General features: G+C 66.4%; 21 protein-coding genes and 1 pseudogene. 12 read left to right on the forward strand and 10 right to left on the reverse strand.

Annotation, left to right across the window (positions count from 1 at the left end; translation table 11 throughout):
- The first annotated feature begins 1,890 nt into the window (after nt 1–1,890).
- The 11 genes and pseudogenes from AX767_RS15325 (at nt 1,891) to AX767_RS15370 (ending at nt 14,777) form a co-directional block, all read left to right on the forward strand.
- Nucleotides 1,891–3,312 carry a TolC family outer membrane protein gene (locus tag AX767_RS15325; RefSeq protein WP_168164833.1) on the forward strand — a complete coding sequence of 474 codons (1,422 nt, stop codon included), beginning with the start codon at nt 1,891–1,893 and terminating at the stop codon, nt 3,310–3,312.
- Complete coding sequence (locus AX767_RS21930) at nt 3,309–3,695, forward strand: hypothetical protein (RefSeq protein WP_237288472.1); 387 nt, start codon at nt 3,309–3,311, stop codon at nt 3,693–3,695. Before AX767_RS15325 ends, AX767_RS21930 begins: the two co-directional genes overlap by 4 nt.
- Nucleotides 3,692–5,668, forward strand: coding sequence for a type I secretion system permease/ATPase (locus AX767_RS15330; RefSeq protein WP_237288473.1), 1,977 nt, complete (start codon nt 3,692–3,694; stop codon nt 5,666–5,668). The genes AX767_RS21930 and AX767_RS15330 overlap by 4 nt, the downstream gene beginning before the upstream one ends.
- Nucleotides 5,665–6,870, forward strand: coding sequence for an HlyD family efflux transporter periplasmic adaptor subunit (locus AX767_RS15335; protein ID WP_068632122.1), 1,206 nt, complete (start codon nt 5,665–5,667; stop codon nt 6,868–6,870). The genes AX767_RS15330 and AX767_RS15335 overlap by 4 nt, the downstream gene beginning before the upstream one ends.
- Before the next feature lie 42 nt (nt 6,871–6,912).
- Nucleotides 6,913–7,353, forward strand: coding sequence for an outer membrane protein assembly factor BamE domain-containing protein (bamE, locus tag AX767_RS15340; protein ID WP_068632123.1), 441 nt, complete (start codon nt 6,913–6,915; stop codon nt 7,351–7,353).
- Nucleotides 7,354–7,840: 487 nt separating this feature from the next.
- Nucleotides 7,841–8,089: a hypothetical protein gene (locus AX767_RS21410; protein WP_156481053.1), complete on the forward strand. Its 249-nt coding sequence runs from the start codon at nt 7,841–7,843 to the stop codon at nt 8,087–8,089.
- An 81-nt stretch (nt 8,090–8,170) separates the two neighbouring features.
- Nucleotides 8,171–11,038: pseudogene (locus AX767_RS15350) on the forward strand (aconitate hydratase).
- Nucleotides 11,039–11,118: 80 nt separating this feature from the next.
- Nucleotides 11,119–11,427, forward strand: a complete 309-nt coding sequence (locus tag AX767_RS15355) for a FeoA family protein (protein ID WP_443082749.1) — start codon at nt 11,119–11,121, stop codon at nt 11,425–11,427.
- The gene (gene feoB / locus AX767_RS15360) at nt 11,420–13,315 is read left to right on the forward strand and encodes a ferrous iron transporter B (protein WP_068632126.1); all 1,896 of its coding nucleotides are present in this window, start codon (nt 11,420–11,422) and stop codon (nt 13,313–13,315) included. Before AX767_RS15355 ends, feoB begins: the two co-directional genes overlap by 8 nt.
- A gap of 14 nt (nt 13,316–13,329) precedes the next feature.
- Nucleotides 13,330–13,593 (forward strand): DUF6587 family protein, encoded by a 264-nt coding sequence (locus tag AX767_RS15365; protein ID WP_068632127.1) that lies wholly within the window; start codon nt 13,330–13,332, stop codon nt 13,591–13,593.
- A 5-nt stretch (nt 13,594–13,598) separates the two neighbouring features.
- On the forward strand, nt 13,599–14,777 hold the full coding sequence (locus AX767_RS15370; RefSeq protein ID WP_068632128.1) for an FAD-dependent monooxygenase: 1,179 nt from the start codon (nt 13,599–13,601) through the stop codon (nt 14,775–14,777).
- A gap of 9 nt (nt 14,778–14,786) precedes the next feature.
- On the opposite strand, the gene AX767_RS15375 is transcribed toward AX767_RS15370, so the two are convergent.
- The 8 genes from AX767_RS15375 to AX767_RS15410 form a co-directional block, all read right to left on the reverse strand.
- Nucleotides 14,787–16,049 carry a hypothetical protein gene (locus AX767_RS15375; RefSeq protein WP_068632129.1) on the reverse strand — a complete coding sequence of 421 codons (1,263 nt, stop codon included), beginning with the start codon at nt 16,047–16,049 and terminating at the stop codon, nt 14,787–14,789.
- 68 nt (nt 16,050–16,117) lie between these two features.
- Nucleotides 16,118–16,954: a tryptophan 2,3-dioxygenase gene (gene kynA, locus AX767_RS15380; protein ID WP_068632130.1), complete on the reverse strand. Its 837-nt coding sequence runs from the start codon at nt 16,952–16,954 to the stop codon at nt 16,118–16,120.
- A 1-nt stretch (nt 16,955) separates the two neighbouring features.
- On the reverse strand, nt 16,956–18,242 hold the full coding sequence (gene kynU, locus AX767_RS15385; RefSeq protein ID WP_068633762.1) for a kynureninase: 1,287 nt from the start codon (nt 18,240–18,242) through the stop codon (nt 16,956–16,958).
- Nucleotides 18,243–18,250: 8 nt separating this feature from the next.
- Nucleotides 18,251–18,895 carry an arylformamidase gene (gene kynB, locus AX767_RS15390; protein ID WP_068632131.1) on the reverse strand — a complete coding sequence of 215 codons (645 nt, stop codon included), beginning with the start codon at nt 18,893–18,895 and terminating at the stop codon, nt 18,251–18,253.
- Nucleotides 18,896–18,970: 75 nt separating this feature from the next.
- Nucleotides 18,971–19,633, reverse strand: coding sequence for a DUF899 domain-containing protein (locus AX767_RS15395; RefSeq protein WP_068632132.1), 663 nt, complete (start codon nt 19,631–19,633; stop codon nt 18,971–18,973).
- A gap of 145 nt (nt 19,634–19,778) precedes the next feature.
- The gene (locus AX767_RS15400) at nt 19,779–20,090 is read right to left on the reverse strand and encodes a YkgJ family cysteine cluster protein (RefSeq protein ID WP_068632133.1); all 312 of its coding nucleotides are present in this window, start codon (nt 20,088–20,090) and stop codon (nt 19,779–19,781) included.
- A gap of 2 nt (nt 20,091–20,092) precedes the next feature.
- A complete protein-coding gene (locus tag AX767_RS15405; protein ID WP_068632134.1) occupies nt 20,093–21,508 on the reverse strand; it encodes an ATP-binding protein in 1,416 nt (471 codons plus the stop codon).
- On the reverse strand, nt 21,505–22,164 hold the full coding sequence (locus tag AX767_RS15410; protein ID WP_068632135.1) for a response regulator: 660 nt from the start codon (nt 22,162–22,164) through the stop codon (nt 21,505–21,507). Before AX767_RS15410 ends, AX767_RS15405 begins: the two co-directional genes overlap by 4 nt.
- Nucleotides 22,165–22,271: 107 nt before the next feature.
- Between AX767_RS15410 and AX767_RS15415 the strand changes: the two genes are divergently transcribed.
- Entirely contained in the window at nt 22,272–24,236 is a 1,965-nt protein-coding gene (locus AX767_RS15415; RefSeq protein WP_068632136.1) for a S9 family peptidase, read from the forward strand.
- Between the two features lie 7 nt (nt 24,237–24,243).
- Here AX767_RS15415 and argF read toward each other — a convergent pair whose 3' ends face one another.
- The gene (gene argF / locus AX767_RS15420; protein WP_068632137.1) at nt 24,244–25,170 is read right to left on the reverse strand and encodes an ornithine carbamoyltransferase; all 927 of its coding nucleotides are present in this window, start codon (nt 25,168–25,170) and stop codon (nt 24,244–24,246) included.
- Complete coding sequence (locus AX767_RS15425) at nt 25,167–26,372, reverse strand: aspartate aminotransferase family protein (protein ID WP_068632138.1); 1,206 nt, start codon at nt 26,370–26,372, stop codon at nt 25,167–25,169. The genes argF and AX767_RS15425 overlap by 4 nt, the downstream gene beginning before the upstream one ends.
- Nucleotides 26,373–26,463: the final 91 nt, after the last annotated feature.

The following is a 26,463-nucleotide window of genomic DNA, read 5'->3' on the forward strand; positions in this document are numbered from 1 at the left end:
CTTTAGCGTCAGCCAAACCATTCCCGATACGGTCATGGTCATCCCGGTCGCTCCGGTGACCGATGCCGCAGTGATTACCGTCAGTGCGGTGGACGCCGGCGAGAACCCTGTCGACGGCAGCGTCAGCGTGACCATCGACGTCAGGAGCAACCCGGTCGACGGCTCGAATGGCGTGATCGTAGGCGGGCTGCTGTATGTGCAGGTGAGCGCCACCGGCGGCGGCAACGCTGGCGGCACGCTGACATACCAAGGCAACCCGGCGGCGTTGACGCCTGTCACGAATCCTCCGGGCGTGCCCGCTGGCACCTACTACCTGGTGCCCGTTGGTCCCTCCGGAGACAGCGTCAACCTGGTGTACACCCCTCCTTCGGGCACTTCCCCCGGCAATGTCATCTTCACTGCACTGGCCAACACGCAGGAGACCGGTGCCGCCGTGGTAACTGGTAGCGCGTCGGATACGGCCACCATCAGCGCCGTCAACAACGGCGTGACGGTGACAGGTTTCAGCACCCCGGTGTCAGCGCCCGAGACCGACGGCTCCGGCCTGGGCACGGCCATCGCGCTGCCTGGCCTGATGGTTAACCTGATCGACAGCGACGGCAGCGAGAGCATCAAATCGGTCACGCTGGCGGGCGTGCCGGTGGGCTTCCTGGTGTATGTCGGCGGCCAACTGGCAACCAACGCTGGCGGCAACGGCACCTCCAACACATGGGTGATTTCTAACAGTGGCACCTTCGGCGAAGTGAAGATCGCGCCGCCCGCACACTGGAGCGGCGAGCTGAATGGACTGAAGTTGGTGGTGGAGTCGGGTGAGAATTTGCTGGCGAAGTCGCTCGAGGAATTCCTTCTTCCATCTGTAACCGTGACGCCGGTGGCCAGTGGCCTGACGCTGGACACCACGCAGGCTGTCGGTCGTGAAGGCGGGATCATCGGTCTGAACCTCAACGCCTCGATGACTGACCCGGTGGCGGCCACGTCCACGCTGCCAGACAGCAGCACGGAAACCGTGACAGTGCAGTTCAAGGGGCTGGGCGAGTACGCGGCTTTCTATGTGGACAGCACGCTTCTGACGGACAGTGGCACGTCGGGTCACACCATCGGCTACAACGACCTAACGGACACGTACACCATCACCGGCTTGACGCAGGTTGAGATGGACCAACTGGGCTTCAAGCAGGCGGCGTCTGCGCTGGTCGACCAGGATGGTGCTGCCGGCACCCAGATCGAAGTCACAGCATGGACGGTGGAGAGCGGTGGCGGCCCTATATCGGCGGTCGAGACTGCCGACATCACCGTGAACATGACTGTGGTGCAACCCACTTCAGGTGCCGACAGTTTCATTTGGGGTGGCGAGGGCAAAGCGATCATCAACGGCGCTGCTGGCGACGACACGGTGGCACTGCGTTTGGGTGAAGACGTCAGCGGCGCGAACCTCGCGATGGGCTTGCGCAACATCGAGGTGCTCGACCTGTCGGCCCAAGGTGAGAACGCTGTCACCAACCTGACGGCGACCGATGTGCTGAGTCTCACTGGCAGCAATCACATTCTGACCATCAACGGCACGGGCGATGACAGCGTGCAGTTGGGTGGGGGCGCCAGCGCCTGGACCGCAGGCGCATCTTCAGGCGGCTACACCGACTACACCAGTGGGGCAGGTGCCAGCTTGGTGACAGTACGTATCGACGACGACATCACCCATTCCTACGTCTGACCCTGCGCCGCGACAATGCGGCCCAGCCACAACCCTTCCCCTGGCGGGGGAGGGCGATGGCTTTTGATCGGTGGCTGGCCAGCGCGTGTCGCTGGTCTCCATCCCAACCCGCTTCACGTGAGGCGGGTTCGGATGGAGAGATCTGCCAAGTTTTCTCTTTTCTTCTTTTGGCTGTTTGCATGTTCTCTGTCTTGAAGCGCTTTTCACGCCGCGCACCGGTCACTGCAGGCGTCGCTGCTTGGCTGTGCTTGTCTTTGTGGGCGTGCGCGGTGGCGGCGCAAACGGCTGCGGCGCCCAGCGCGCCGGCCGGCACGCGCACGGTGGTGGTGCAGGGCACGGACAGCACGCCCGATGGGCTGGGCCTGGTGGCGGCCGTGCGCGCGGCCGCGCAATGGCACCCCAGCGTGCGCAACGCTGCGCAGCAGGTGCTGCAGGCGGACGAGGGCATTGCGCAGGCGCGCGCCGGTTACTACCCGCAGGTGCGTGCGGGCATCGGCTCGCAACTGGGCAACCGCAACATCGGGTCTTACGACAGCCGGCGCGTCAACACGGCCACGCTGTCGGCTTCGCAGATGCTGTACGACTTCGGCAAGGTGTCCAGCGCGGTCGGTCGGGCCGAAGCCTCGGTAGAAGCCACACGCGCCCAGGTGCTGTTGTCGGTCGACGAGGTGGCGCGCGACACGGCGCAGGCGTGGGTGGACGTGCATCGCCAGCAGGCGCTGGCCGTGATCGCACGCGAGCAGTTGTCGAGCGTGGAGGAGCTGGCCGGCCGTGTGAATGAACGCACGCGCCTGGGCGCAAGCTCGCGCTCCGACTCGGTGCAGGCGCAGTCGCGCATCGAGTCCGCCCGGGCCCAGATGCTCAACGCGCAGGCGCAAGCGGCACGCGGGCGCATCAACCTGATGCTGCTGACAGGTCGTCGTTCGCCCGGTGCTGCGCCGGTGGGTATCGCGGGCGATGCGCCCCCCTGGCTCGACACGGCTTGTGTGGCCGACGCCTCGGCGCAGACGCCGGCGCCGCCGCCCGCCGTGCAGTTGGCCCAGGCGCAGCGCGCGGTGGCGCAGGCCACCGTGCGTCAGGCCGAAGCCCAGCGCTTGCCCACGCTGTCGCTCGACGGTTCGGTCGGCCGTGGAATCGGCGCTCGCTCGCAGTTGCCGGGCGAGACAAGCGTGAACACCACGCTGGGGCTGAACTTCTCGGCGCCGCTGTATGAAGGCGGCAGTGGGCAGGCCCGGGAGCGCGCCGCCGTGTATGCGCTGAGCGCGGCCGACGCTGCGCTGGAGCAGGCTCAGTTGACCGCGCGCGTGGGCTTCGAGGATGCGCAGGCGCAATCGCAGGGATACACGCAGCGTCTGCCGGTGCTGGCCGCGCGGGTCGAGAGCATCCGCACCACGGGCGATCTATACCGCCAACAGTACCTGCAGTTGGGCACGCGTTCGCTGCTGGACCTGCTCAATGCCGAGCAGGAGTATTACGCGGCGCGCCAGGAGCTCATCGAGAGTGAACACGAACGTCAGCAACAGGCGCTGCAGTGCCTGCTCTACACCGATCGGCTGCGCAGCGCCTTCGGGATTGATGTGACACAGGGTCAAACGCAATGAATGAAGTGAAGGTGGAGCCGCAGCTGGAAGAAGACCTGGCCGCGCGCGCTGCAGCAGCCCAGGTCGCTGCACAGGCTGCCGCGCGCCAGCGCAGCCACGCGGCGGTGCAGGCCGGCTGGCTGGAGGCCGTGCTGGTGGTGGCCGCCCATTACCAACTGGACGCCTCGCGTGAGCGCATCCGTGTGGACGTGCGCTGGAACGGCCGTCAGCCCATCGCCGACAGCGCGCGCCAGATGGCGCGCCAGGCCGGTCTGACGCTGCGTGACGTGGCGCCGCAACTGGACCGCCTGACGCCTTGGCGCCTGCCGGTGGTGGTGCAGCTGGCGGGCCAGGGCGACAAAGGTCAGGGCGACGCGGCCACGACGAAGCGCAGGTCGCGGTGATCACCGCCATCACGCAGGACGGCCTGAGTCTGGTCTTCAGCGGTGACCAGGGCGCGCAAACCACGCGCACCGTGGCCGAGCTGCAGCCGCACGTGCGGGCCATGGCCGTGTTGCGGCCCGCGCAGCAGGCACCGGATTCGCGGGTCGATGCCTACATCAAGCCGGTGGAGCCTCACTGGCTGCGCCGCATCGTGTTCGCGGACTTGCGGCCCTATGGACACATCCTGATCGCCTCGTTGGTCACCAACCTGATGGCGCTCGGCGGCATGATTTTTTCCATGCAGGTCTACGACCGCGTGGTGCCCGCGCAGTCCACGCCCACGCTGTACGTGCTGTTCGGCGGCGTGCTGCTGTCCATCGTGTTTGCCTGGGTGATGCGCGCGGCGCGCATGGAGATCACCGATACGCTGGGCAAGCGCTCGGACCTGCGCATTTCCGACCGTGTCTTTGGCCACGCACTGCGCGTGCGCAACTCGGCGCGCCCGCGCTCGACCGGCACCTTCATCTCCCAGGTGCGCGAGCTGGAGCCGGTGCGCGAGATGCTCACCTCCACCACCATCACGGCGGCGGCGGATTTGCCTTTCTTCTTTTTGTTCTGTGTGGTGTTCTGGTTCATCGCCGGCGCGCTGGTGTGGGTGCCGGTGGTGGCCTGCGTGCTGCTGATCGTGCCCAGCCTGCTGGCCCAACGCCGGCTGCGCGCGCTGGCGCAGGCCAGCATGCGTGAGGCGTCGCTGCGCAATGCCATGTTGATTGAATCAGTACAGGGCATCGAGGACATCAAGGTGCTGCAAGCCGAGCCGCGTTTCCAAAACCAGTGGAACCACTACAACGCGGTCAATGCCGAGTCGGGCCTGCGTATGCGCGCGCTGCTCAACCAGCTCAACAACTGGCTGCAGACGGTTCAGGGCGGCGCGTTCGCGGTGGTGATTTTCTTTGGCGCACCGATGGTGATGCTGGGCGAGATGAGCACGGGCGTGCTGGTGGCGGCGTCCATCCTGGTCAGCCGCATGCTGGCGCCGCTGGCCGGCGTGACGCAGGTGCTCAACCGCTGGCAGCAGGCGAAGGTCGGCGCCCAGGCGCTGGACCAGCTCATGCATCTGCCGGTGGACCACGCGCCCGAAGGCACGCGGATCCACCGTCCTGCTCTGCAAGGCGAGTACGACTTCCAGCAAGCGGTGTTCAGCCATGACGGCGAGACGCCGGCGCTGAGCGTCAAGGCGCTCAAGGTGCAGCCGGGCGAGCGCATCGGCGTTCTCGGGCGCAACGGCGCGGGCAAGTCCACGCTGCTGCAGGGACTGTCGGGCCTGCTGGAGCCGAAGTCGGGAGCGGTGCTGCTCGACGGCGTGACGCTGGGGCACATCGACCCGGCCGACGTACGCCGCGACGTGGCGTTGCTGACGCAAAACGCACGGTTGTTCCACGGTTCGCTGCGCGAGAACATGGTGCTGGGCGCACCGCACGCAACCGACACCGAGATCCTGGCAGCGTTGCAGGCGGTGGGTGCCTGGGCCTTCGTGCGCAAGCTGGCCCGGGGCATGGACCACCCGATCCTCGAAGGGGGATTGGGCCTGTCTGGCGGTCAGCGGCAGAGCCTGTTGCTGGCACGGCTGCTGCTGCGCAACCCGCAGGTGCTGCTGCTGGACGAGCCCACCGCCACGCTCGACGAGGTCGCTGAGCGTGAGGTCATCGCGCAGCTGCGCACGTTCGCGCCCGGCCGCACCGTGGTGCTGGCCACGCACCGGCCCGCGGTGCTGGAGGCGGTGGACCGGTTGATCGTGGTCGACGGCGGCGCCATCGTCATGGATGGCCCTCGCGACGAGGTGCTGGGCCGGCTGCGGGGCAATGCCGCGCAGGGAACGCAGGCCGCGCAGCCAGTGCAGCCAGTGCAGGGCGTCCAGCGCGTGCCGGTCAGGACGCTGCTGCAGCAGCAGGCCCGGCCCGCCGCGCCACCATCGGACGGGGGTGCAGCATGAGTTGGCTGCCCCTGTCCCGGTCGGCCCGACCGACAGCCAACAACTTGGACGACTTCGACGAAGTGCGTGCCAGCCGCTCGGGCCGCGTGGTGGTCTGGATGGCGCTGTTCGTGGCGCTGTTTTTCGCCTGGGCCTGGTTCTTCGACATCGACGAGGTGTCCAGCGGCACTGGCAAAGTGATCCCGAGCTCGCGGGAACAGCGGATCCAGTCGCTCGAAGGCGGGATCCTGACCGAGTTGCGCGTGCGCGAGGGCGAGATCGTGGAGAAGGGCCAGGTGCTCGCGCAGCTGGACCCGACGCGCGGCGAATCGAACGTGGAGGAATCAGCGGCGCGATACCGTGCGGCGTTGGCCAGCGGGGCGCGCCTTCAGGCTGAGGTCGAAGGCAAGGGCGGCATCGACTTTCCGGACGAACTCAATGCCTGGCCGCAGCTCAAGTCGGCCGAGGCGGCCTTGTTCCGCTCGCGCCGCGCGAGCCTGAGCGAGACCGTGGGTGGCCTGAACCAGGCGCTGGGCCTGGTGCGCCGCGAGCTGGAGATCACGCGCTCGCTGGTGGCCAGCGGTGCGGCCAGCAACGTCGAGCTGATCCGCCTGCAACGACAGGGCGCCGAGCTGGAGTTGAAGATCACCGAGACGCGCACCGGCTACATGGTGCGCAGCCGCGAGGAACTGGCCAAAGCCAATGCCGAGGTCCGGTCGCTGTCGTCCGTGGTGCGTGGCCGGGCAGACACGCTGGAGCGATTGACCTTGCTGTCGCCCGTGCGCGGCATCGTCAAGAGCCTGGACGTGACAACCATCGGCGGCGTGGTGCCGCCCAACGGCTCGCTGATGACGCTGGTGCCGCTGGACGATCAGTTGCTGATCGAAGCGCGCATCTCTCCGCGCGACATCGCATTCATTCACCCCGGGCAAAAGGCGATGGTGAAGATCACGGCCTACGACTACGCCATCTACGGCGGGCTGGACGGCGAGGTGGTGAACATCGCGCCCGACACCGTGAAGGACGAAGTGAAGCCCGAAATCGTGTATTACCCGGTGCTGGTGCGCGCTGGCGCCGATTCGCTGGTGAGCAAGAGCGGCCAGCGCTTTCCCATCGTGCCTGGCATGGTGACCACCGCCGACATCCGCACAGGCCAGCGCAGCGTCTGGAACTACCTGACCAAACCCCTGAATCGCGCGCGTGAGGCGCTGAGAGAGCGCTGATTGGCGCTCGTTTCCATGAACTGCAATGCGAGGAAAACAACCATGAAGATGATCCGATCCACTCCCCTGGCCGCCTTACTGGCGACGGGCCTGTTGCTGAGTGGCTGTGTGGCCGTTGGTCACCACAACCCGCTCGATGCGACGAGCAATCCGGAAAAGCTCAAGTACGCGGATGTCGAGGCGCACCACCCCGACTTCAAGGAGCCCTTCCTCCGCGACGGCGTAGTGAGCAATCCAGCCGGATTTCGTCGGGTGGTTCCTGGATTCACGGCTACACAAGTTGTTCAATTGCTCGGGCAACCGCTGAGGGAAAGCCAAGGCACGCGTGGCCAAGAATGGGACTACAACTTCAAGTTCAAGATGCCTGATTCAAACAACTATCTGGTGTGCCAGTACAAGGTTGTGTTTCAAGGCAATCCAACGGCTGTCCGGGAAACTGTTTGGCGTCGCAAGCAGTGCCTTGATCTGGTGTCGGCCACCTAGTGGCGTGAGTTAGAAGTTCGTAGACAAAATGGCGCTTGCGCAATAGCGCGACGAGGTCAGGCATGACCGCGCGGCGGGCACCGATCAGAAGGCGAGTGAGTAGACTGGTCAGCTGCAGACGAGGATCGGCCTTTGATTCTGCCGAGTGGGCCCTTTCGGATCATGTGCATGATCTAAATCCTTGCGATCCGGATGCGCCCGCAGCGAAAGGTCTTGAAGCCGAGCATTTGCCAGGTGGTCCGTTTGACGGCTCGGTGGTCCTGCCCCTCGATGTTGTTCAGGTACTTTGCTGGCGCAACTCGATCGGCAGGCCGCCGTCGGCCTGAATGCGCAAGACGGCGGCGGTGTTGGCGCCGAACGGTCCGCGATGTCGGTCCCAGCTGCAACCGGGCACCTGGGTCGACCCGCAGCAGCAGATCGCGATTGGTCGACGGTCGCCGCTGGCGGGTGGCAGCACTCGCGACCGAGCGCAATCGACAGCAGCCCGGTGACGCGGCTGCCGCACCTGCTGCTGGCGCAGGAACACGGCGGCCAGGTGCCGCTCAATCCGACGGCGCCCAAGAAAGACCTGCGGCCCGCCGACGCGTGGTTTCGCGTGCTCGTCGAAGGGGAGTCCGCTGCACCCGCAGACGCCGTGCGCGAAGTTCGCGTGCACTTCGAGGGCACGCGCCAGAGCCTCGCGCAGGGCTGGATCGACAGCGCCCTGTCGGTGCTGATCCAGCAGTCTGGGCTTTAGGCCCGGCTGCCCATCCGGCTGCCGCAGTCATCGAAGCCTGCTATCTTTGCCGGAACCCCCACAAAAAACGAAGGAGTGCCCATGGCCACCCAGTCGAAACACGCGTTTGCCTCGACCCACAAGACGTTCAAGACTGCCTCGGGCAAGACTGGCAAGTACTGGTCATTGAAAGAGCTCGCGAAGAAGCACCCCAGCATCGAGCGTCTGCCGGTGTCGATCCGCATCGTGCTCGAGTCGGTGCTGCGCAATTGCGATGGGCAGAAGGTCACGGCCGAGCATGTGGCGCAACTCGCGCACTGGCTGCCGAATGCCGAGCGCACCGACGAGATTCCGTTTCGTGGTCACGCGTGTGGTGCTGCAGGACTTCACCGGCGTGCCACTGCTGGCTGACCTGGCCGCCATGCGCAGCGTGGCGAAGTCGCTCGGCAAGTCGCCCAAGATCATCGAGCCGCTGGTGCCCGTCGACCTGGTGGTCGACCACTCGGTGATGGTCGATTACTACGGCACCCCAAGGCGCTCGACCTGAACATGAAGCTGGAGTTCCAGCGCAACAACGAGCGCTACCAGTTCATGAAGTGGGGCATGCAGGCCTTCGACACCTTCGGCGTCGTGCCGCCGGGCTTCGGCATCGTGCACCAGGTGAACCTCGAATACTTTGCACGCGGTGTCTACGCGAGCCCCTACGACAAGGCCGAAACCAAGACGTACTACCCCGATTCGCTGGTCGGCACCGACAGCCACACGACCATGATCAACGGCATCGGCGTGGTCGGCTGGGGCGTGGGCGGCATCGAGGCCGAGGCGGCGATGCTGGGCCAGCCGGTCTACATGCTGACGCCCGACGTGGTCGGCTTCGAGCTGAGCGGCAAGCTGCGCGAAGGCGTGACGGCGACCGACCTGGTGCTGTACGTGACCGCCATCCTGCGCGGCGAAAAAGTGGTGGGCAAGTTCGTCGAATTCTTCGGTCCCGGCGCGGCATCGATCGCGGTGCCCGACCGCGCGACCATCGGCAACATGGCACCCGAATACGGCGCGACGATGGGGTTCTTCCCGGTCGACGACATGACGCTCGCCTACTTCAAGGGCACCGGTCGCACCACGGCGGAAATCGAGCGCTTCGAGGCGTACTACAAGGCCCAGGGACTGTTCGGCATGCCGGCACCGGGCGAGATCGACTACACCAAGATCGTCAAGCTCGACCTCGGCACCGTCACCCCGAGCCTGGCCGGCCCGAAGCGTCCGCAAGACCGCATCGACCTCGGCCATCTGGCGACCAAGTTCTCGGAGCTGTACAGCAAGCCGCAAGAGGCCAACGGCTTCAACCAGCCGACCGAAAAGCTCAAGCAGCGCTTTCCGGTCACGGCGATCGGTAGCGGTGGCGAAGAAGAGGCCGCGGCGCCGCGCCCCGGCGGTCCGCGTGAGCTGGTCGAGATGGTTGCCAACCGCTCGACGCGTGCCGCCGCCCACAGCGCGGTGACGGCGCCCGTCGCACCGCCCAAGCCGATCACGATCGGCAACGGCGACGTGCTGATCGCGGCCATCACCTCGTGCACCAACACCTCGAATCCGAGCGTGATGCTGGCGGCCGGCCTGCTGGCGAAGAAAGCGGTGGAGGCGGGCCTCACCGTCAAGCCACACGTGAAGACGTCGCTGGCACCGGGCTCGCGGATCGTCACCGAATACCTCGAGAAGGCCGGACTCATTCCGTACCTCGACAAGCTCGGCTTCTACCTCGCGGGCTACGGTTGCACCACCTGCATCGGCAACGCCGGCGACCTGGCGCCGGAGATCAACGAGGTCATCACCAAGAACGACCTGGTGGCCGCCGCGGTGCTCTCGGGCAACCGCAATTTCGAGGCGCGCATCCATCCGAACCTGAAGGCCAACTTCCTCGCGTCGCCACCGCTGGTGGTGGCGTACGCCATCGCCGGCAACGTGATGGTCGACCTGATGACCGAGCCGGTCGGCAAGGGCACCGGCGGCAAGGACGTCTTCCTCGGCGACATCTGGCCGACGCCGAAAGAAATCGACGACAACCTGCGCTTCGCGATGAACGCCAAGGCGTTCCGCAAGAACTACGAGCAGATCAAGGAGAACCCGGGCAAGCTGTGGAGCAGCATCAAGGGCGTGAAGGGCGACGTGTACACGTGGCCCGAGTCGACCTACATTGCCGAGCCGCCGTTCTTCGAGGGCTTCAAGATGAAGCCGCACGCCACCGATCCGGGCTTTCGCAACGCACGCGTGATGGCGCTCTTCGGCGACTCGATCACCACCGACCACATCTCGCCGGCAGGTTCCATCAAGGAAAGCTCGCCGGCGGGCATCTGGCTGAAGGCGAACGGCGTCGGAAAGGCCGACTTCAACAGCTACGGCTCCCGCCGCGGCAACCACGAAGTGATGATGCGCGGCACCTTCGCCAACGTGCGCATCAAGAACCTGATGATTCCGCCCGACGCCAACGGCACGCAGGAAGAGGGCGGCGTGACGCGCTTCCAGCCGGGCAACGAGAAGATGTTCATCTACGAAGCGGCGCAGAAGTACATGGCGGCCGGCGTGCCGACCGTGATCTTCGGCGGCGAGGAATACGGCACGGGTTCATCGCGCGACTGGGCGGCCAAGGGCACGCAACTGCTGGGCATCAAGGCGGTGATCGCGCGCAGCTTCGAGCGCATCCATCGCGCCAACCTGGTCGGCATGGGCGTGCTGCCGTTGCAGTTCCGCGGTGCCGATTCGTGGCAGTCGCTCGGGCTCACCGGCGACGAGGAAGTCGACGTGGTCATCGGCGGCGAGCTCCGGCCGCAGATGGACGTGAAGGTCGTGATCCGGCGCTTCGACGGTGCCCACCAGGAAGTCACGGTACGCCTTCGCATCGACACGCCGATCGAGGTCGATTACTACAAGCACGGCGGGATCCTGCCGTTTGTGCTGAGGCAACTCCTGGCCGGCTGACGGGAGCCTGATACCCGGAAATTTCACGAGGATCGAGTTTTCGAGAATAATTCTCGTTTTGATTCAAGTGAGTTCTCCGGGTGACGACAACAACGATCGCAGCGTCGGCTGCGGGCATGCCAACCGGCGCGATGAGCCTCGACAACCTGCCGAGCCACCAGTGGGCCACCGTGCTCGACCTCGAACGCCCCACCGACACCGACGGGCACGACCTCGTTCTTCGACTGACCGAAATCGGCTTCGTGCCGGGCGAAGCGGTCCGCATCGTCGCGAGCGGCGTGCCCGGCCGCGAGCCGCTGGCGGTGCGGCTTGGCCATACCACCTTTGCGCTGCGCCGCTACGAAGCGGCCTTCATTCGCGTCACGCCGGGGGCCGAGCACCATGGTTGAGGCCGTGATCCAGGGGCCGGGCGGATTCGCCCCGAAGGGCCAGCCGGCACGCATCGCCTTGCTGGGCAATCCCAATTGCGGCAAAACCGCGTTGTTCAACCTGCTGACGGGCAGCCGTCAGAAGGTCGCCAACTACGCCGGCGTGACGGTCGAGCGCAAGGAGGGCACGCTGAGCACGCCGTCCGGCCGACGCGTCTTCGTGCTCGATTTGCCGGGCGCCTACAGCCTCAATGCGCTGAGCGCCGACGAAGCCGTCACGCGCGACGTCGTCACCGGCCAGAGCAAGGAAGCGATGCCCGACCTGCTGGTGTGCGTGACCGACGCGACCAATCTGCGCCTCAACCTGCGGCTGGTGCTCGAAGCCAGGAAGCTCGGCCTGCCGATGGTGGTCGCGCTCAACATGACCGACATGGCGAAGAAGCAGGGCATCACCGTGGACACCGCGGTGCTGTCGCGCGAGCTCGGCGTGCCGGTGATCGAGACGGTGGGCGTGCACAGCGGCGGCGCGAAGGCGTTGCTCTCGCAGCTCGACGCGCCCGTGGCGGCAGCGCTGCCGCAAACCTGGCGTCCGCCGGCGCTGGACGACGTGCTCGCCACGCAGCGCGAGGTGCGCCGCATCCTGGGCCTCGCGGTGCAGGAGTCGGTGGGCAGCCTCGCCACCAGCGACCGCATCGATCGCATCGTGCTGCATCCGGTGTGGGGCTCGCTGGTGCTGGCGGCCACGCTGTTCCTGATGTTCCAGGCGGTGTTCAGTTGGGCCAACGTGCCGATGGACGCGATCAAAGCGGCCACCGAAGCGCTCGGCAACGGCCTGAAGGCCCTGGTGCCCGAAGGCATGTTGCAGAGCTTGCTGGTCGACGGCGTCGTGGCCGGCGTGGGCGGCGTGATCGTGTTCCTGCCGCAGATCCTGATCCTCTTTCTCTTCATCCTTGCGCTGGAAGATTCGGGCTACCTGCCGCGCGCCGCGTTCCTGCTCGACCGCGTGATGGGCACCGTCGGGCTGTCGGGCCGCTCGTTCATTCCGCTGCTCTCGAGCTTCGCCTGCGCCATTCCGGGCGTGATGGCCACGCGCACCATCAGCAACTGGCGCGACCGGCTCACCACGATCATGATCGCGCCGCTCATGACGTGTTCGGCGCGGCTGCCCGTGTATGCGCTGCTCATCGCGGCCTTCATTCCCGAGCGCACCGTGGCGGGCCTGTTCAACCTGCAGGGCATCGTGCTGTTCGCGCTGTATGTGTTCGGCATCGTGTCGGCGATGTCGGTGGCCTGGGTCATGAAGCGCTTTCGCGACAACCAGTCGCATTCGCCCTTGCTGATGGAGCTGCCGGCGTACCGCTGGCCGAACATCCGCAACCTGCTGCTCGGCCTCTATGAGCGCGCATGGATCTTCATCCAGCGCGTCGGCACGATCATCCTCACGCTCACCATCCTCTTGTGGTTCCTGTCGACCTTTCCGTCGCCACCCGAAGGCGCGACCGGTCCGGCGATCCAGTACAGCATCGCCGGCATGCTGGGCCGCGGGCTCGAGCACATCTTTGCGCCGATCGGCTTCAACTGGCAGATCTCGATCGCGCTGGTGCCCGGCATGGCGGCGCGTGAAGTCGCGGTCGGCGCACTCGGCACGGTGTATGCACTGTCGGCTGCGGGCGACGAGGTCGCGGGGCAACTGCAGCCGCTGATCGCGAGCAGCTGGTCGCTGGCCACGGCGCTCTCGCTGCTGGTCTGGTATGTCTTCGCGCCCCAATGCATCTCGACGCTCGCCGCCGTGAAGCGCGAGACCAACTCGTGGAAGTACGTGTGGATCATGGCGGGCTATTTGTTCGCCCTGGCCTACATCGCCTGCTTCATCACCTACCGCGTGGCCGTCGCGCTGGGCTGGGGCTGAATGAAAGGATTGACATGACACAGCAACTGATCGTCGGCGTGATCGTCGCCATCGCAGCGCTCTACGCGGTGTGGCGCTGGATGCCGGCTGGTTGGCGCCGCTCGGCCGCGCAGAAGGTGGCTGCGGGCTCGCACCGCGCAGGCTTGGTCGACCGCGAGCGCGCGGACGAACTCGCTGCATCGCTGGCGAAGTCGTCGGGCTGCGGATCGTGCGACAGCTGCGGTGCGTGTGCAAAATCCGACGCACCCGCCGCCGACGCGAAGTTCTCGCCGCGCTGAGCCCGATGCCCGCGCACCTCCTGGTCGCCGGCGGCGGCATCGGCGGGCTCGCGGGCGCGCTGGCGCTGGCGCGCAAGGGTCACCGGATCGACCTGCTGGAGCAGGCCGCCGTGTTCGGCGAAATCGGCGCGGGCGTGCAGCTCGGCCCCAATGCGACGAAGCGGCTTCATGCCCTGGGGCTCGCCGCGTCGCTCGACGCGATCGCAGCGAAACCCGAGGCGCTGGTGGTGCGCAGTGCAGCGAGCCATTCGGTGCTCGCGCGCATGCCGCTCGGCCATTCCGTCAGCGAACGCTATGGCGCGCCCTATCTCTGCGTGCACCGCGCCGATCTCCACGCGCTGCTGCTCGACGCCGTTCGCACGCACGGCGACGTGGCGCTCGCCACCGGCGCCCGCGTCGCGCAGGTGCAAACGAGCGACGACCTGGTCTGCGTGTCGACCGTCGATGCCCGTGCGTGGGAAGGCGATGCGCTGATCGGCGCCGACGGCCTCTGGAGCGTGGTGCGCCAGCAGGTGGAAGACGTCGCCACTGCGCCGCGCGCGACCGGCCACACGGCGTGGCGCGCATTGATCGCCCAGTCAGCACTCCCTGCCGCATTGCGCAGCGGGCAGGTCGATGTCTGGCTCGGCCCGCAGCTGCACGCGGTCGCTTACCCGGTGCGCGGCGGTGAGGGGCTCAACGTGGTGGTCATCGCCGAGTCGGCACCCGCAGGCGATGCGCGCGATTGGGACCAGGCCAGCAGCCTCGCCGCGCTGCAGCAGGCCACCGGCCGTTGCGGCACCGAACTGCAGTCGTTGCTCGACGCCATGCCCGACTGGCGCGCCTGGACACTGAACGACCGCCCGCCGCTGACCGCCGCCGAAGGCATGGCGCGCGGCCGTGTCGCGCTGCTCGGCGACGCAGCGCACCCGATGGTCCCGTACCTCGCGCAAGGCGCCGGCATGGCGATCGAGGACGCGACCGCGCTCGCCGATGCGGTGGGCCGCGGCGGGCCCGCCGACTTGCCCGATGCGTTCGCGCTCTATGCCGCGGCGCGCTGGCAGCGCAACGCCCGGGTGCAGGCACGCGCACATCGCAACGGTGAAATCTTTCATGCGAGCGGACCGGTGCGCCTGGGCCGCGATCTGGCCATGCGCGCGCTCGGTGCAGCCTTGCTGGATCAGCCGTGGCTGTACGGCGGCTGAGCACCGCTGCTACAGCCTGAAGTCCCGCAGGTTCGCGATGCGCTCGGCCAGGCCTTCGGCCCCGAGGTAGTGCCCGAAGGCCTGGACTGGATCGCTGACCTTGGCCAACGACGATTCCAATTCCTTCAGCGCCGCATCGCGATCGGTTTCGTAGGCCGCGGGCACGTCGATGCCGACCTGCGCGCACGCCTGGGCGATCAACCGCGCGCTGGCGGGGGCCCCGCATGCCACGCACTTGACCATTGCTGGCATGTCCGGCTCGGCGCCGTTGTCCAGTAGCGCCGACGTGAGTTCCGGTGAAATCGTGTCGTCGATGTTGGCCAGCGCGTCGGCTGCGACCGGTGCACCAGCGCGCACGAGCGCGCCAGCGGCGGCAAACGCGCCAAGTCCGATCGCCACATCGGTGGCGATCGCGCTGCCCTGCAACGGTCCGTCGAACGACACGCCTGCGGCGGCGAGCGCCGCGATCCCTTCGGCATCGTCCGTCGCGATCGCGTGCCGCACAGCGACGCGTGCGAGCGCCGGGTGGTGGCGCAGCGTTCCGTCGGTGAGCGGTGCGCGCCAGTCGAGCATTGCGCGCCGATAGAACGCGACGAGCTTGTCCATCAGGTCGATGTCGAGGCCGTGTTCCTCATGCCGGTCGTCGAGGTATTCGATCAGCGCCTGGCCGGAGAAATAGTCGCCGGCCGGCGCGAGCGGATCTTCGTGAAGGTGGAGCGCTGCGAAGGCGCCGTGCAGGTCGGCAGCGATCGGGCTGATGCCATCCTCGTGCAGACGGTGCGTCCATGCCGGTGGCAGCCCCTGCTTCCACGCAACGACCTGGCCGTGCGCTTCACCGGTTTCGACCACCACGTAGATCCGGTCCAGGTACTCGAAACCGCCGATCGGCAAATGCGTGAGGCGGCCCTGCCACGCGTGGCCTTCCTCGATGGCGGCTTCTTCGGCGATTTCCTGTTCGTGTTCGATCCAGCCCTGGAGGTCGCGGTATCCGTCGCTGCCGTTGAAGAACAACTCGCTCCAGCTGATCGCTTCCTCGTTGCCGTTCATGGCGAGCGTGAGGTCGTAGTCGAGACGACCGCCGGCTGTATCCCGCCACAGCGCCAGCAGCTGCTGAGGAAGTGGTCCGGCACAGACTTCCTGTACCGCCGCGATCACATCTTCCGCCATCGGCGGCTGCGCCTCGAAGATCACGCGATCGGCGTGGAGCACGACGCCGTGCGTGCGCAAGGTCGCCAGTTCATCCGAAGAAAAATGTCCGTTCGTTTCGCTCATTTCGAGTCTCCCGTTGCTGGCAAAAATGGCTGCCAAGCGGCAGGACGGGCGTGACGGACCGGCTTGTCTCAGAGGTCGGTTCGGAGCTTCCAGATCTCCGGGAAGAGCACCACGTCCAGCATCTTGCGAAGGTAGCTTACGCCGCCGGTGCCCCCCGTGCCGCGTTTGAACCCGATAACGCGCTCCACAGTGGTCACGTGGCGAAAGCGCCAGAGCCGGAAGGCGTCTTCGATGTCGGTGAGTTTTTCGCCAAGCTGGTAGAGATCCCAGTGCGCCTTCGGGTCGCGGTACACGGTGAGCCAGGCCTGCTCGACGCCTTCGCTCTCGACATAGCCTTGCGTCCAGTCGCGCTGGAGGTGGTCGGCCGGCACCGGCACGCCATGCCGCGCGAGGAGGCGCAGCGCCTCGTCGTACAGCGATGGCGACTCGCAGGCGACCTGCACCTGTGCCAGCAGATCGGGGCGGTGCGCATGCGGCTTGAGCATCGCGGCATTCTTGTTGCCGAGCGCGAATTCGATGCAGCGGTATTGCGCGCTCTGGAAGCCGCTGGAACTCGCGAGGTAGGGCCGCATCGCGCTGTACTCGGGCGGCGTCATGGTCGACAGCACGGTCCAGGCGCTCACCAGCTGCTCCATGATCCGCGTCACGCGCGCGAGCATCTTGAAAGCATCGGCCAGCTCGTCGTTGGCCACGCAGGCGATGGCGGCGCGCAGCTCGTGCAGCATCAGCTTCATCCACAGTTCGCTGGTCTGGTGCTGCACGATGAAAAGCAGCTCGTCGTGCGCGGGCGAGCGCGGATGCTGCGCATTCAGGATCTCGTCCAGGTGCAGGTAGTCGCCGTAGCTCATCGAGGCGCTGAAGTCGAGCTGCGCCTTTTCTTCGTGGACGATCTTGTCGGTGGTCATGTCAGGTGACGGCGTTCTTCTGGTTGAACTCGGCGCGCTGCCACTCGTTGGCGTCGAGCACTTGCACGATGTGTTCCACCGCATTCCACACGTCTTCGAAACCGAGGTACAGCGGCGTGAAGCCGAAGCGCAGGATGTGCGGGGTCTGGGCGTCGCCGGCGCGGTAGTCGCCGATCACGCCGTGCGCGATCAGCGCCTGCACGATGGCGTAGGCCGCCGTCGGATGCGGCTCGCGCATCGCCAGGCAAACCTGCGAGCCGCGCTGTGCATGATCGCGCGGCGTGACGAGCGTGAAGCGGTCGGCGCAACGTTGTTCCACCAGCGCGATGAACGCGTCGGTGAGCGCGAGCGACTTGCTGCGCAGCGCTGCCATCGGACCGAAGTCGCCGTTGAACGCTTCGGCGGCGAGCACCGTGTCGAGGCCGCATTCCAGCCCCGCGAGCGCGACGATCGGTTGCGTGCCGCACAGGTAGCGACCGACGCCCGGCGCCGGCCGGTAGTGCGGCGTGAACTCGAAGGGCGCCGCGTGGCCCCACCAGCCCGAGAGCGGTTGCTCGAACGCGCCTGCGTGCCGCGTGTGCACCCACACGAAGGCCGGCGCGCCGGGGCCGCCGTTGAGGTACTTGTAGCCGCAGCCGATCGCGAAATCAGCGTCGGCCTCGTTGAGCGCGACGGGCACGGCGCCGGCGCTGTGGGCCAGGTCCCAGACGGTGAGCGCGCCCGCAGCGTGGGCCGCGGCGGTGACGGCCTTCATGTCGTGCATCGCGCCCGTGCGGTAGTTGACGTGCGTGAGCAGGAGCACGGCGACGTCGTCGGTGAGGGCGTCGCGCAACTCGTCGACGCTGTCGATCAGGGTGAGCACGAAGCCACGCTCGCGGCAGAGCGATTCGGCGATGTACAGGTCGGTGGGGAAGTTGCTGCGTTCGCTCAGCACCTGCTTGCGGCCGCTGTCACGTTGCTGCGAGAGGGCGGCGAACAGCACCTTGTAGAGATTGATCGAGGTGCTGTCGGTGCACACCACTTCGCCGGGCGCGGCACCGATGAGGCGCGCGACCTTGTCGCCCAGGCGCTGCGGCAGGTCGAACCAGCTGGCGCTGTTCCACGAGCGGATGAGCCCCTGACCCCATTCTTCGGTCACCACCTGGGCGATGCGCGCCGGCGCGGCCGCGGGCAACACGCCGAGCGAATTGCCGTCCAGGTAGATCACGCCTTCGGGCAGGGTGAACAGGTCGCGCAGTGGTGCGAGCGGGTCCTGGCGGTCGAGCGCGCGGCAATCGTCGAGGGTCATGGTTGTCTTCATCGGTTGGGGAGTTCGCGGAGCACGGCGCGTACCGGCGAGGCATCGGCGCTCACCAGCTTCAGTGGCAGCGCGATGAGTTCGTAGTCGCCTTCGGGCACGTCGTCGAGCACGAGGTTCTCGAGCACGCGCAGGTCGAGGCGGCGAATGACCTGGTGGCTGTCGAGCGTCTTGCTGTCGGCCGGGTCGATGCTCGCGGTGTCGATGCCGACCAGCTTGACGCCCAGCGCGGCGAGGCGTTCGATGGTGGCCGGCGCGTAGGCGGCGAGGGCGCTGTCCGAGCGGTCGACCGGCGCGCTCTCGTAAGTGCGCACGAGCACGCGCGGCGGGAGTTGGTCGAGCGCATGTTCGATGTGCGCCCATTCGATCAACGGCCCTTTGGCGATCGCGTGGATCACGCGGCAGGTGCCGAGAAAGGGCGTGAGGTCGACGTGCCCGATGGTCGCGCCGCTTGGGTCGTAATGCAGCGGCGCATCGGCGTGCGCACCGACATGCGGCGACAAGGTGATTTCGCTCACGTTGACCGGGCAGCCCGGGCCGATGCTCGCGGCCCAGCGCTGCCGGTAGGGCGTGTCGCCCGGGAAGACCGGGGCGCCTTCGTAGACCGGCGGGGAAATGTCCCAGAGGCGGGGTGTGGAAGTCATGCAGCGAAGTTAGCGCTGCGCGAGGGGTCGTGGTGTCGGTTATTTCCAACGCCACATGTCACGAAGTGAATGCGGTCAGGCCGGGTACTCGTCGTGCAGCTTCTGCCATCGGTAGGGCGGCGTCTGCGGCCACCCGGCGGGCGAGTCTTCCCACGTCTCTTGCCGGCCCCAAGGCGTGAGGTCGAGCAGGTTGAAGGTGTTGCTCGCGTTCTCCACGCCGCGGCCGGAGGTGAACCAGGTCTGGAACACGCGGTCGCCATGCCGCAGGAACACCGACATACCGAAGGCCTGCTTCTGCGCGGTCACGAAGTCGTCGTGGAAGCTGGTGCCCTCGCACGACACCCACGGAAAGTTCCAGCCGAAGCGGGCCTTCACCGCGTCGATGCGCGGCACACTGGCGCGCGCGACCATCACAAAGGACGTGCGCCGCGCGTGCAGGTGCGCGAAGTGGTTCATCAGGTGGTCGCACACGATCGAGCAGCCGGGGCAGATGTGGTCTGCTGTGAGCATGTTGTGGTACAGCACGAGCTGGTCGCGGCCGTCGAACAGGTCGGCCAGCCGCAGGTCGCTGCGCTCGGTAGACTGGAAAAAGTAGTCCGTCGTGATCTCGGTCATCGGCAGCCGGCGGCGGCGCGCCTTGAGCGCGTCGTGCGCGCGCATGAGTTCCTTTTCTTCCGTCAGCAGCGCGTCGCGCTCGCGTTGCCATTCGGCGCGGGAAGCGATCTCGGGGTAGTGCATGGGGCGCTCCTTCTCATCGATGTGAACAATGTACGCATGGGGTGGTGACGCGTAAACCCCAGATCTGCCAAGAGGGTCATTTGCTATCAAAAAGATAGCTTCTTCCGCAGAAGAGACGGGCGTTGGAGCCCGATTTCGTTCAAGTTTAGAGCAGCACTGGCAAACCATGCCGTGCGCGTGCGCGCTCGCATGCGTCACTGCCCGCTTCGAGCTCCTGGCAAGGGTTCGGTCGCCACTCGGATATCCCGCAAGCCACCGACTGGCCGATGGTGCCGCCGAGCGCGCCGCAGCGCGGCGGCGTGTGGTCGGTGCCTCGCAGGCGGCAGATCGTGTCGTTCACCTCGACCGCCAGGCCAGCCGGTACGCGGCCGCCGTGATCGTCGAGTTCGTGGACGCTGAAGTCCACGCGGTAAGCGGCGCAGCAGGCGCCGCAGGATTGGCAGACGGATGTGCTCATGATCAGGTTGCGCGGAAATCGGGATTGGGAATGCTGACGAGAAAGCCGGCGCCGCCGCCGAGTCCGGCAGTGACCACGACCTTGCCGCCAAGCCGAGAAGCCGCCTGTCGGACGATGGCCAAGCCGAGACCCGAACCTGAGGCATCCTGGCCATTGCCTCGCCAGAAGCGCTCGAACACGCGGGCTCTGTCCTCGGATGTGATGCCTGGCCCGTCGTCGAGCACATGCAGAGTTAACCGCTCACCGTCGTCGCGCAGATCCACTCGCACGTTGCCATTGGCCCGTCCGTAGCGGATAGCGTTGTCGACGAGGTTGTAGACGATCGAGTTCAGCATCGCCTGGTCGATCGCCCGCACCAGCCTGTCGGGGGCTTGCAGTTCGAGCTCGGTACCGCGTGCGATGGCGGCAGGCACCAGTTGCGCAAGCCACTGGCGACATGCCTGCGCCACATCGAGCGGCCGCGGTGCCGCCGCCACACTGTCGTCCAGTTTGGCGAGCGCCAGAAGCTGCTGGGTCAGGTGCGAGGCGCGGCCGATCGCGCGGTTGAGTTGCTCGTGCGCTTCGCGTCGAGCGTTGGCGCAAGTGGAATGCGCCAGCACATGGGCCTGGGTGACGACGACTGCGAGCGGCGTGCGTGTCTCGTGCGCGGCGTCCTGAACGAACATGCGTTCGCGATCGATCTTTCGGCGGAGTCGCTCCAGCAAAGTGTCGATCGCACTTCCCAGCGGCTGCAATTCCCGGTGCATGACGGGCAGTGCGAGTGGGCTCAGGTCGTCCGGCGCGCGATGCGCGATACCTTCTGCGAACTGCTGCAACGGCCGCAGCCCGACGCGAACAGACCACCAGACCGGCAGCAGGATGAAAGGCAGCGCCAGCGCGAGGTATCGCAGCAGGAAGCGGCTGTTGTAGGAAAGGAAGTCCGCGTCGCTGCGCACAGGTTCCACAACACGCAACGTCCAACGGCCGGCGTGGCCTTCGTAGACGGCATGTGGCTTTCCTTCCACCACGATCTCAGCAAGTTGGCGCGCAGGTCGTTCGAGTGTCATGGCTCGCAAGGTTGGAGACGCCCAGATGCGCTTGCCTTGGTCATCGAGCAGTTCGAGCAGCAGCAAGCCGGGCAGCCGACCGATCTCACGGCGGCGCTGGTTGATCCACCGGCTCGTCGCCTCGATCGCAGCGCTGGCTTGCGCCGGGTCATCGATCGGTGCCAGTGATTGCGTCAGTGCTGCGCCAAACTTGTCGAGCCCGGGGGAGCTCGTGTCGAGACGTTGGCTGTCGACATAGAGATAGCCGAGGAGCACAGCCCAGATTGCCAAGAAGGCGATCAGCACCGACGCGACGCTGCGGCGCTGCAGCGTGGGCTGGACGATTTGCGCGCGTAATCGGGACCAGGGGCGGGAGAGCCTGATGGCGTTCATGCATCCACCAGGAGGTAACCGACGCCCCGCACCGTGCGGATGCGCTCGGCGCCGATCTTGCGCCGCAGGTTCGACAGGTGCACCTCGATCGCGCTGAAGTCGACCGGCTCGCCCAGCGGCTCCAGCCGCTGGGCAAGCACGTTCTTGGCGATGACCGCGCCCGGATCGCGCGCGAGTTCCAGCAGCAGCTGGAACTCGCGCGGCGACAGGGCAAGGGGTTGCCCGTCACGGTGGACAAGGTGTCGACGGGGTTCAATGGTGAGGTCACCAATGGTCCAGCGCTCGCTCGCCTGGCGCGCGCCGCGCCTCAGGACCGCATGGACGCGTGCCACTAGTTCCGCGGTGACGAAGGGCTTGATGACGAAGTCGTCGGCACCGCCATCGAGTCCGCGCAGCCGGTCCTCGACGGCTTCGCGCGCTGTGACGACAATGACGGCGGTGTGATCGCCGCGGCCACGCCAGCGTTCGAGCAACTCGAAGCCGCTGCCGTCCGGCAGTCCGAGGTCGAGCAAGACGCAGTCGAAGCCCTCGCCTTTCAGCGTGCCCGGCGCGTCGGCTGCGCGGCGGCGCCATTCGCTGGTAAAGCCTTCGATGCGGAACGCGGCTTGCAGTGCGCGACCGAGGTCGAGGTCGTCTTCGATCAGGAGCAAGTGCATGCGCCGATTGTGGCGAGCGTGGCTGAAGGGGAGCCAAAGGTGCGTTTCGGCTTTGGCTGACCTTAAGGTCGGCGACACACAATGAGCGGGTCACACGGGAGGTGCTTATGTTCATCGATTGGAAGGCGCCAGCGGCGCTGGGTCTGGCCTTGTTGCTCGCCGGTTGCGCCAGCTCTCCCACGCATCCGTCGCTCGCGAGCGGCGCGTTGCCTGAGTTGGTGCCGGTGCGATCCTTCGTCGCCAGCCGGGAGGCCACTGGCGCCTACCGTGTCTCGCCCGATGGACGCAAGCTCGCCTGGGGCGGCACTTCGGGCCTGACGGGGGCGATCCGGGTCAAAACCATCGGGCAGTCCGAAGAGCGCGCTTTCCCGATGCGGGCGCGCCGCTTTGTGTGGTCGGGGGACAGCCGGTTCATCGTGGCGATGGCCGACCCAAGCGGGAATGAAGACACGCAGGTCTACGTCGTGCCAGCGGACCGGCCGGACGCAAGCTTCGTCAACCGCACGCCGTTCGCGGGCACGAAGGTGGGACTGACGCGCGTCATCGAAGGTAGCGCCGACGTGATCGTCGAGACGAACCAGCGTGACCGGAAAGTGTTCGACCCTTACCGACTCAACCTGGAGACAGGCCGGCTGGATCGACTGGCAATCAACCCGGGTTCGGTGGGGTGGTGGGGTGCAGACAGTACCGGTCGGCTGCGTGCCCGCCTGCTGCTGGAGGGAGATCAAAGCCGGTTGCAGTTGCCCGGTCCCACCCCGGAGGCCGCGTGGCGCACGGCTTTTTCATGGAGCCGTTTCGAATCCGTGCGGTTTCTGGATTTCGCCGACGAACAGACGGTGTGGGCGCTGTCGAACCGGGGCCGTGACCGCCTGGAACTCGTCAAGCTGCGTCTCGACACTGGCGAGGAGACACCGGTCTTCGCGGTGCCGGACGTCGATCTCGACAATGTTCTGCTTGGCAAACAGTCGCGCGCACCACTGATGGCGTACGCGATGCCGGGTTACCCGCGGGTGGACGTGTTCGATGAGTCGCTGAAACAACGTCTGGCTGTACTAAAGGACGATCAACCTGCCGAGATTGCCGTAACAAGCAAGGACGACAGCGACCGTGTGATGACCGTCGCGGTGACCAGCGATCGTGGCACCAGATACCACCTGTTGAACGCCGACGGCGGCGCCCCTGTCTTTCTGGGCGAGACCCGCCTCAGCCTGATTTCGGCAGCGCTGACGTCGACACAGCCCATCGACTTCATCAGTCGGGATGGATTGAAGATCCACGGCTATCTGACGCTGCCCAAAGGGGTGGCTCCGCGAAACCTGCCCATGGTGCTGCTGGTGCACGGGGGGCCATGGGCACGCGACCGCTGGGGCGACGAAGGCGCGGCCCGCACCCTTCAACAGTTCCTGGCCAACCGCGGCTATGCCGTGTTGCAGGTCAACTATCGCGGTTCGACGGGTTACGGCCGAGCCTTCATGGAAAAGGCGATCGGCGAATTCGCCGGCCGCATGCACGACGACTTGATCGATGGCGTTCGCTGGGCCGTGGCACGCGGTGTCGCAGACCCCGAACGGGTGGCCATCTACGGTGCGAGCTATGGCGGCTACTCGGCGTTGGTCGGGGCCACTTTCACGCCGGAGACCTTCGCCTGTGCCATTGACGTGGTCGGGGTCTCGGACCTTGCGCGACTGGTGGAAACCGCGCCGCCTTACTGGGGATTGGGACTGGCATGGTGGCGGCGCTACGTCGGCGACCCGGCGAATCCAGAGCAGCGACGGCTGATGGACGCAAAGTCACCCGTGTACAGGGCTGACCAGGTCCAGAAGCCAATCCTCATCATGCATGGCGTGAACGACCCGCGCGTGAAGCTAGAGCAGTCAGAGCGCATGGTCGACGCCCTGCGCAAGGCCGGTAAGAACGTGGAATTCGTCACCTTCAAGGGCGACGGGCATGGCAACCAGCGCTGGCCGAACAACCTGACGATGTACCGGCACACCGAGGACTTCCTTGCAAAGTGCCTGGGCGGCCGCACCAGCGGATTCGACTATTACCAGCTCGGCGCCTGGGCTTTTTAGCCGCCGTTTACAGGCGTCCGAGCAGCAAGAACTCCATCAGCGCCTTCTGGGCATGCAGCCGGTTCTCGGCCTCGTCCCACACCACCGATTGCGGACCGTCGATCACGTCGGCCTCGACCTCTTCACCGCGGTGCGCCGGCAGACAGTGCATGAAGAGCGCGTCGGGTTGGGCGATGCGCATCATGTCGGTGTCGACGCACCAGTCGGCGAAGGCCTTGCGGCGCGCGTCGTTCTCGGCTTCGTAGCCCATGCTGGTCCACACGTCGGTGGTGACGAGGTCGGCGCCGCGGCAGGCTTCCATCGGGTCCTTGAAGACCTTGTAGCTGTCGCTCGAGCGGATGCCCGCGATCGACTGGTCGACCTCATAGCCGCTCGGCGTGCTCACATGCACCTTGAAGCCAAGGATCTCGCTGGCCTGCAGCCAGGTGTTGGCCATGTTGTTGCCGTCGCCGACCCAAGCCACCGTCTTGGCCGCGATCGAACCGCGGTGCTCGATGAAGGTGAAGATGTCCGCGAGGATCTGGCAAGGATGGAACTCGTTGGTCAGGCCGTTGATGACGGGCACGCGCGAATTGGCCGCGAAGGCGTCGATCTTGTCCTGCCCGAAGGTGCGGATCATCACGATGTCGACCATGCGGCTGATGACCCGGGCGCTGTCCTCGATCGGCTCCGCGCGGCCGAGCTGGCTGTCGCCGGTGGTGAGGTTCACCACCGAGCCGCCGAGCTGGTACATGCCGGCCTCGAAGCTCACGCGGGTGCGCGTCGAGGCCTTCTCGAAGATCATCGCGAGCGTGCGGTCAACCAGCGGCTGGTGTCGTTCGTAGGCCTTGAACTTCTTCTTGATGATGCCCATGCGCTCGAACAGGTAGCCGTACTCGTCGGCCGTGAAGTCCGAGAACTGCAGGTAGTGCCGGATCGTGTGCGCCGCTGTCATTTCACCGGCTCCAGCAGAAAGGCTTTCACCAGCGGCGCGAGGATGGCCACGATTTCGTCGGCCTCGGCGGTGCTGAGGATCAGCGGCGGCACGAGGCGGATCACGCTGTCGGCCGTCACGCTCAGCAGCAGGCCGGCGTCGCAGGCGCGGTTCAGGATCACGCCGCAAGGCCGGTCGAGTTCGATGCCGAGCATCAGCCCGGCGCCGCGAACTTCCTTCACGCCGGCCAGGCCCTCGAACTCGCGCTCCAGCGCTGCCTTCAGGTGCGCGCCCACGTTGGCCGCGTTCTCGAGCAGCTTGTGTTCTTCCACGATGCGAATCGTCTCGACGCCGGCGCGCATCGCGAGCGGGTTGCCCCCGAAGGTCGTACCGTGGTTGCCGGGGCCGAAGATGTTGGCGGCCTTCGGGCCGGCGACCACCGCACCGATCGGCACGCCGGAGCCGAGGCCCTTGGCCAGCGGCATCACGTCGGGCTGGATGCCCGCCCACTGGTGCGCGAACCACTTGCCGGTGCGGCCCATGCCGCACTGCACCTCGTCGATCATCATGAGCCAGTCCTTCTGGTCGCAGAGCGTACGCACCTGCTTCAGGTAATCCCAGCGCATCGGATGGATGCCGCCTTCGCCCTGGATGGTCTCGAAGAAGACGGCGACCACGTTCGGGTTGCCTTCGGTGGCCTTCTTGAGCGCCTCGATGTCGTTGAGCGGCACGCGGATGAAGCCTTCGACCAGCGGACCGAAACCGGCCTGGATCTTCGGATTGCCGGTGGCCGACAAGGTGGCGATCGAGCGGCCATGGAAGGCATGCTCGTAGACCACGATCTCGGGCCGTTCGATGCCCTTGTCGTGGCCGAACTTGCGCGCCAGCTTGAGTGCGGCTTCGTTGGCTTCCAGGCCGGTGCTGCAGAAGAACACGTTGGTCAGCCCCGACAGTTCCACCAGCTTGGCGGCCAGCTGTTCCTGGCCCGGCACGTGGTAGTAGTTGGAGCTGTGAATGAGCTTGGTGAGCTGGTCCTGCAGCGCGGGCACCAGCTCCGGGTGGTTGTGGCCCAGGGTGTTGACGGCGATGCCACCGAGCCCGTCGATATAGGCCTTGCCGTGGGTGTCCCAGACGCGGCAACCTTGCCCGTGCGACAACGCGATCGGCAGGCGACCGTAGGTGTTCATGACGTGGGGCGAGGTCGGCTGGTCGGGGGTGCTCATGCGGTTCTCCAGAAAGGGAACGTTGGATTCTAGGGGCGTGCTTCGACGGTTTCGTTGAGGAATGCGCATCACAGCAATGCCCGCTGGCACG

The organism is Variovorax sp. PAMC 28711 (assembly GCF_001577265.1).
Classification (GTDB): domain Bacteria; phylum Pseudomonadota; class Gammaproteobacteria; order Burkholderiales; family Burkholderiaceae_C; genus Variovorax.

Excerpts from the sequence above, each read along its gene's own strand:
- kynB (WP_068632131.1), bottom strand. The coding sequence starts at position 18,895 with ATGACTTCCACACCCCGCCTCTGGGACATTTCCCCGCCGGTCTACGAA.
- kynU (WP_068633762.1), bottom strand. The coding sequence starts at position 18,242 with ATGACCCTCGACGATTGCCGCGCGCTCGACCGCCAGGACCCGCTCGCA.
- AX767_RS15335 (WP_068632122.1), top strand. The coding sequence starts at position 5,665 with ATGAGTTGGCTGCCCCTGTCCCGGTCGGCCCGACCGACAGCCAACAAC.
- AX767_RS15365 (WP_068632127.1), top strand. The coding sequence starts at position 13,330 with ATGACACAGCAACTGATCGTCGGCGTGATCGTCGCCATCGCAGCGCTC.
- AX767_RS15405 (WP_068632134.1), bottom strand. The coding sequence starts at position 21,508 with ATGAACGCCATCAGGCTCTCCCGCCCCTGGTCCCGATTACGCGCGCAA.
- AX767_RS21930 (WP_237288472.1), top strand. The coding sequence starts at position 3,309 with ATGAATGAAGTGAAGGTGGAGCCGCAGCTGGAAGAAGACCTGGCCGCG.
- AX767_RS15410 (WP_068632135.1), bottom strand. The coding sequence starts at position 22,164 with ATGCACTTGCTCCTGATCGAAGACGACCTCGACCTCGGTCGCGCACTG.
- bamE (WP_068632123.1), top strand. The coding sequence starts at position 6,913 with ATGAAGATGATCCGATCCACTCCCCTGGCCGCCTTACTGGCGACGGGC.
- AX767_RS15415 (WP_068632136.1), top strand. The coding sequence starts at position 22,272 with ATGTTCATCGATTGGAAGGCGCCAGCGGCGCTGGGTCTGGCCTTGTTG.
- AX767_RS15370 (WP_068632128.1), top strand. The coding sequence starts at position 13,599 with ATGCCCGCGCACCTCCTGGTCGCCGGCGGCGGCATCGGCGGGCTCGCG.
- feoB (WP_068632126.1), top strand. The coding sequence starts at position 11,420 with ATGGTTGAGGCCGTGATCCAGGGGCCGGGCGGATTCGCCCCGAAGGGC.
- AX767_RS15375 (WP_068632129.1), bottom strand. The coding sequence starts at position 16,049 with ATGAGCGAAACGAACGGACATTTTTCTTCGGATGAACTGGCGACCTTG.
- AX767_RS15395 (WP_068632132.1), bottom strand. The coding sequence starts at position 19,633 with ATGCACTACCCCGAGATCGCTTCCCGCGCCGAATGGCAACGCGAGCGC.
- AX767_RS15425 (WP_068632138.1), bottom strand. The coding sequence starts at position 26,372 with ATGAGCACCCCCGACCAGCCGACCTCGCCCCACGTCATGAACACCTAC.
- argF (WP_068632137.1), bottom strand. The coding sequence starts at position 25,170 with ATGACAGCGGCGCACACGATCCGGCACTACCTGCAGTTCTCGGACTTC.
- AX767_RS15325 (WP_168164833.1), top strand. The coding sequence starts at position 1,891 with ATGTTCTCTGTCTTGAAGCGCTTTTCACGCCGCGCACCGGTCACTGCA.
- AX767_RS15400 (WP_068632133.1), bottom strand. The coding sequence starts at position 20,090 with ATGAGCACATCCGTCTGCCAATCCTGCGGCGCCTGCTGCGCCGCTTAC.
- kynA (WP_068632130.1), bottom strand. The coding sequence starts at position 16,954 with ATGACCACCGACAAGATCGTCCACGAAGAAAAGGCGCAGCTCGACTTC.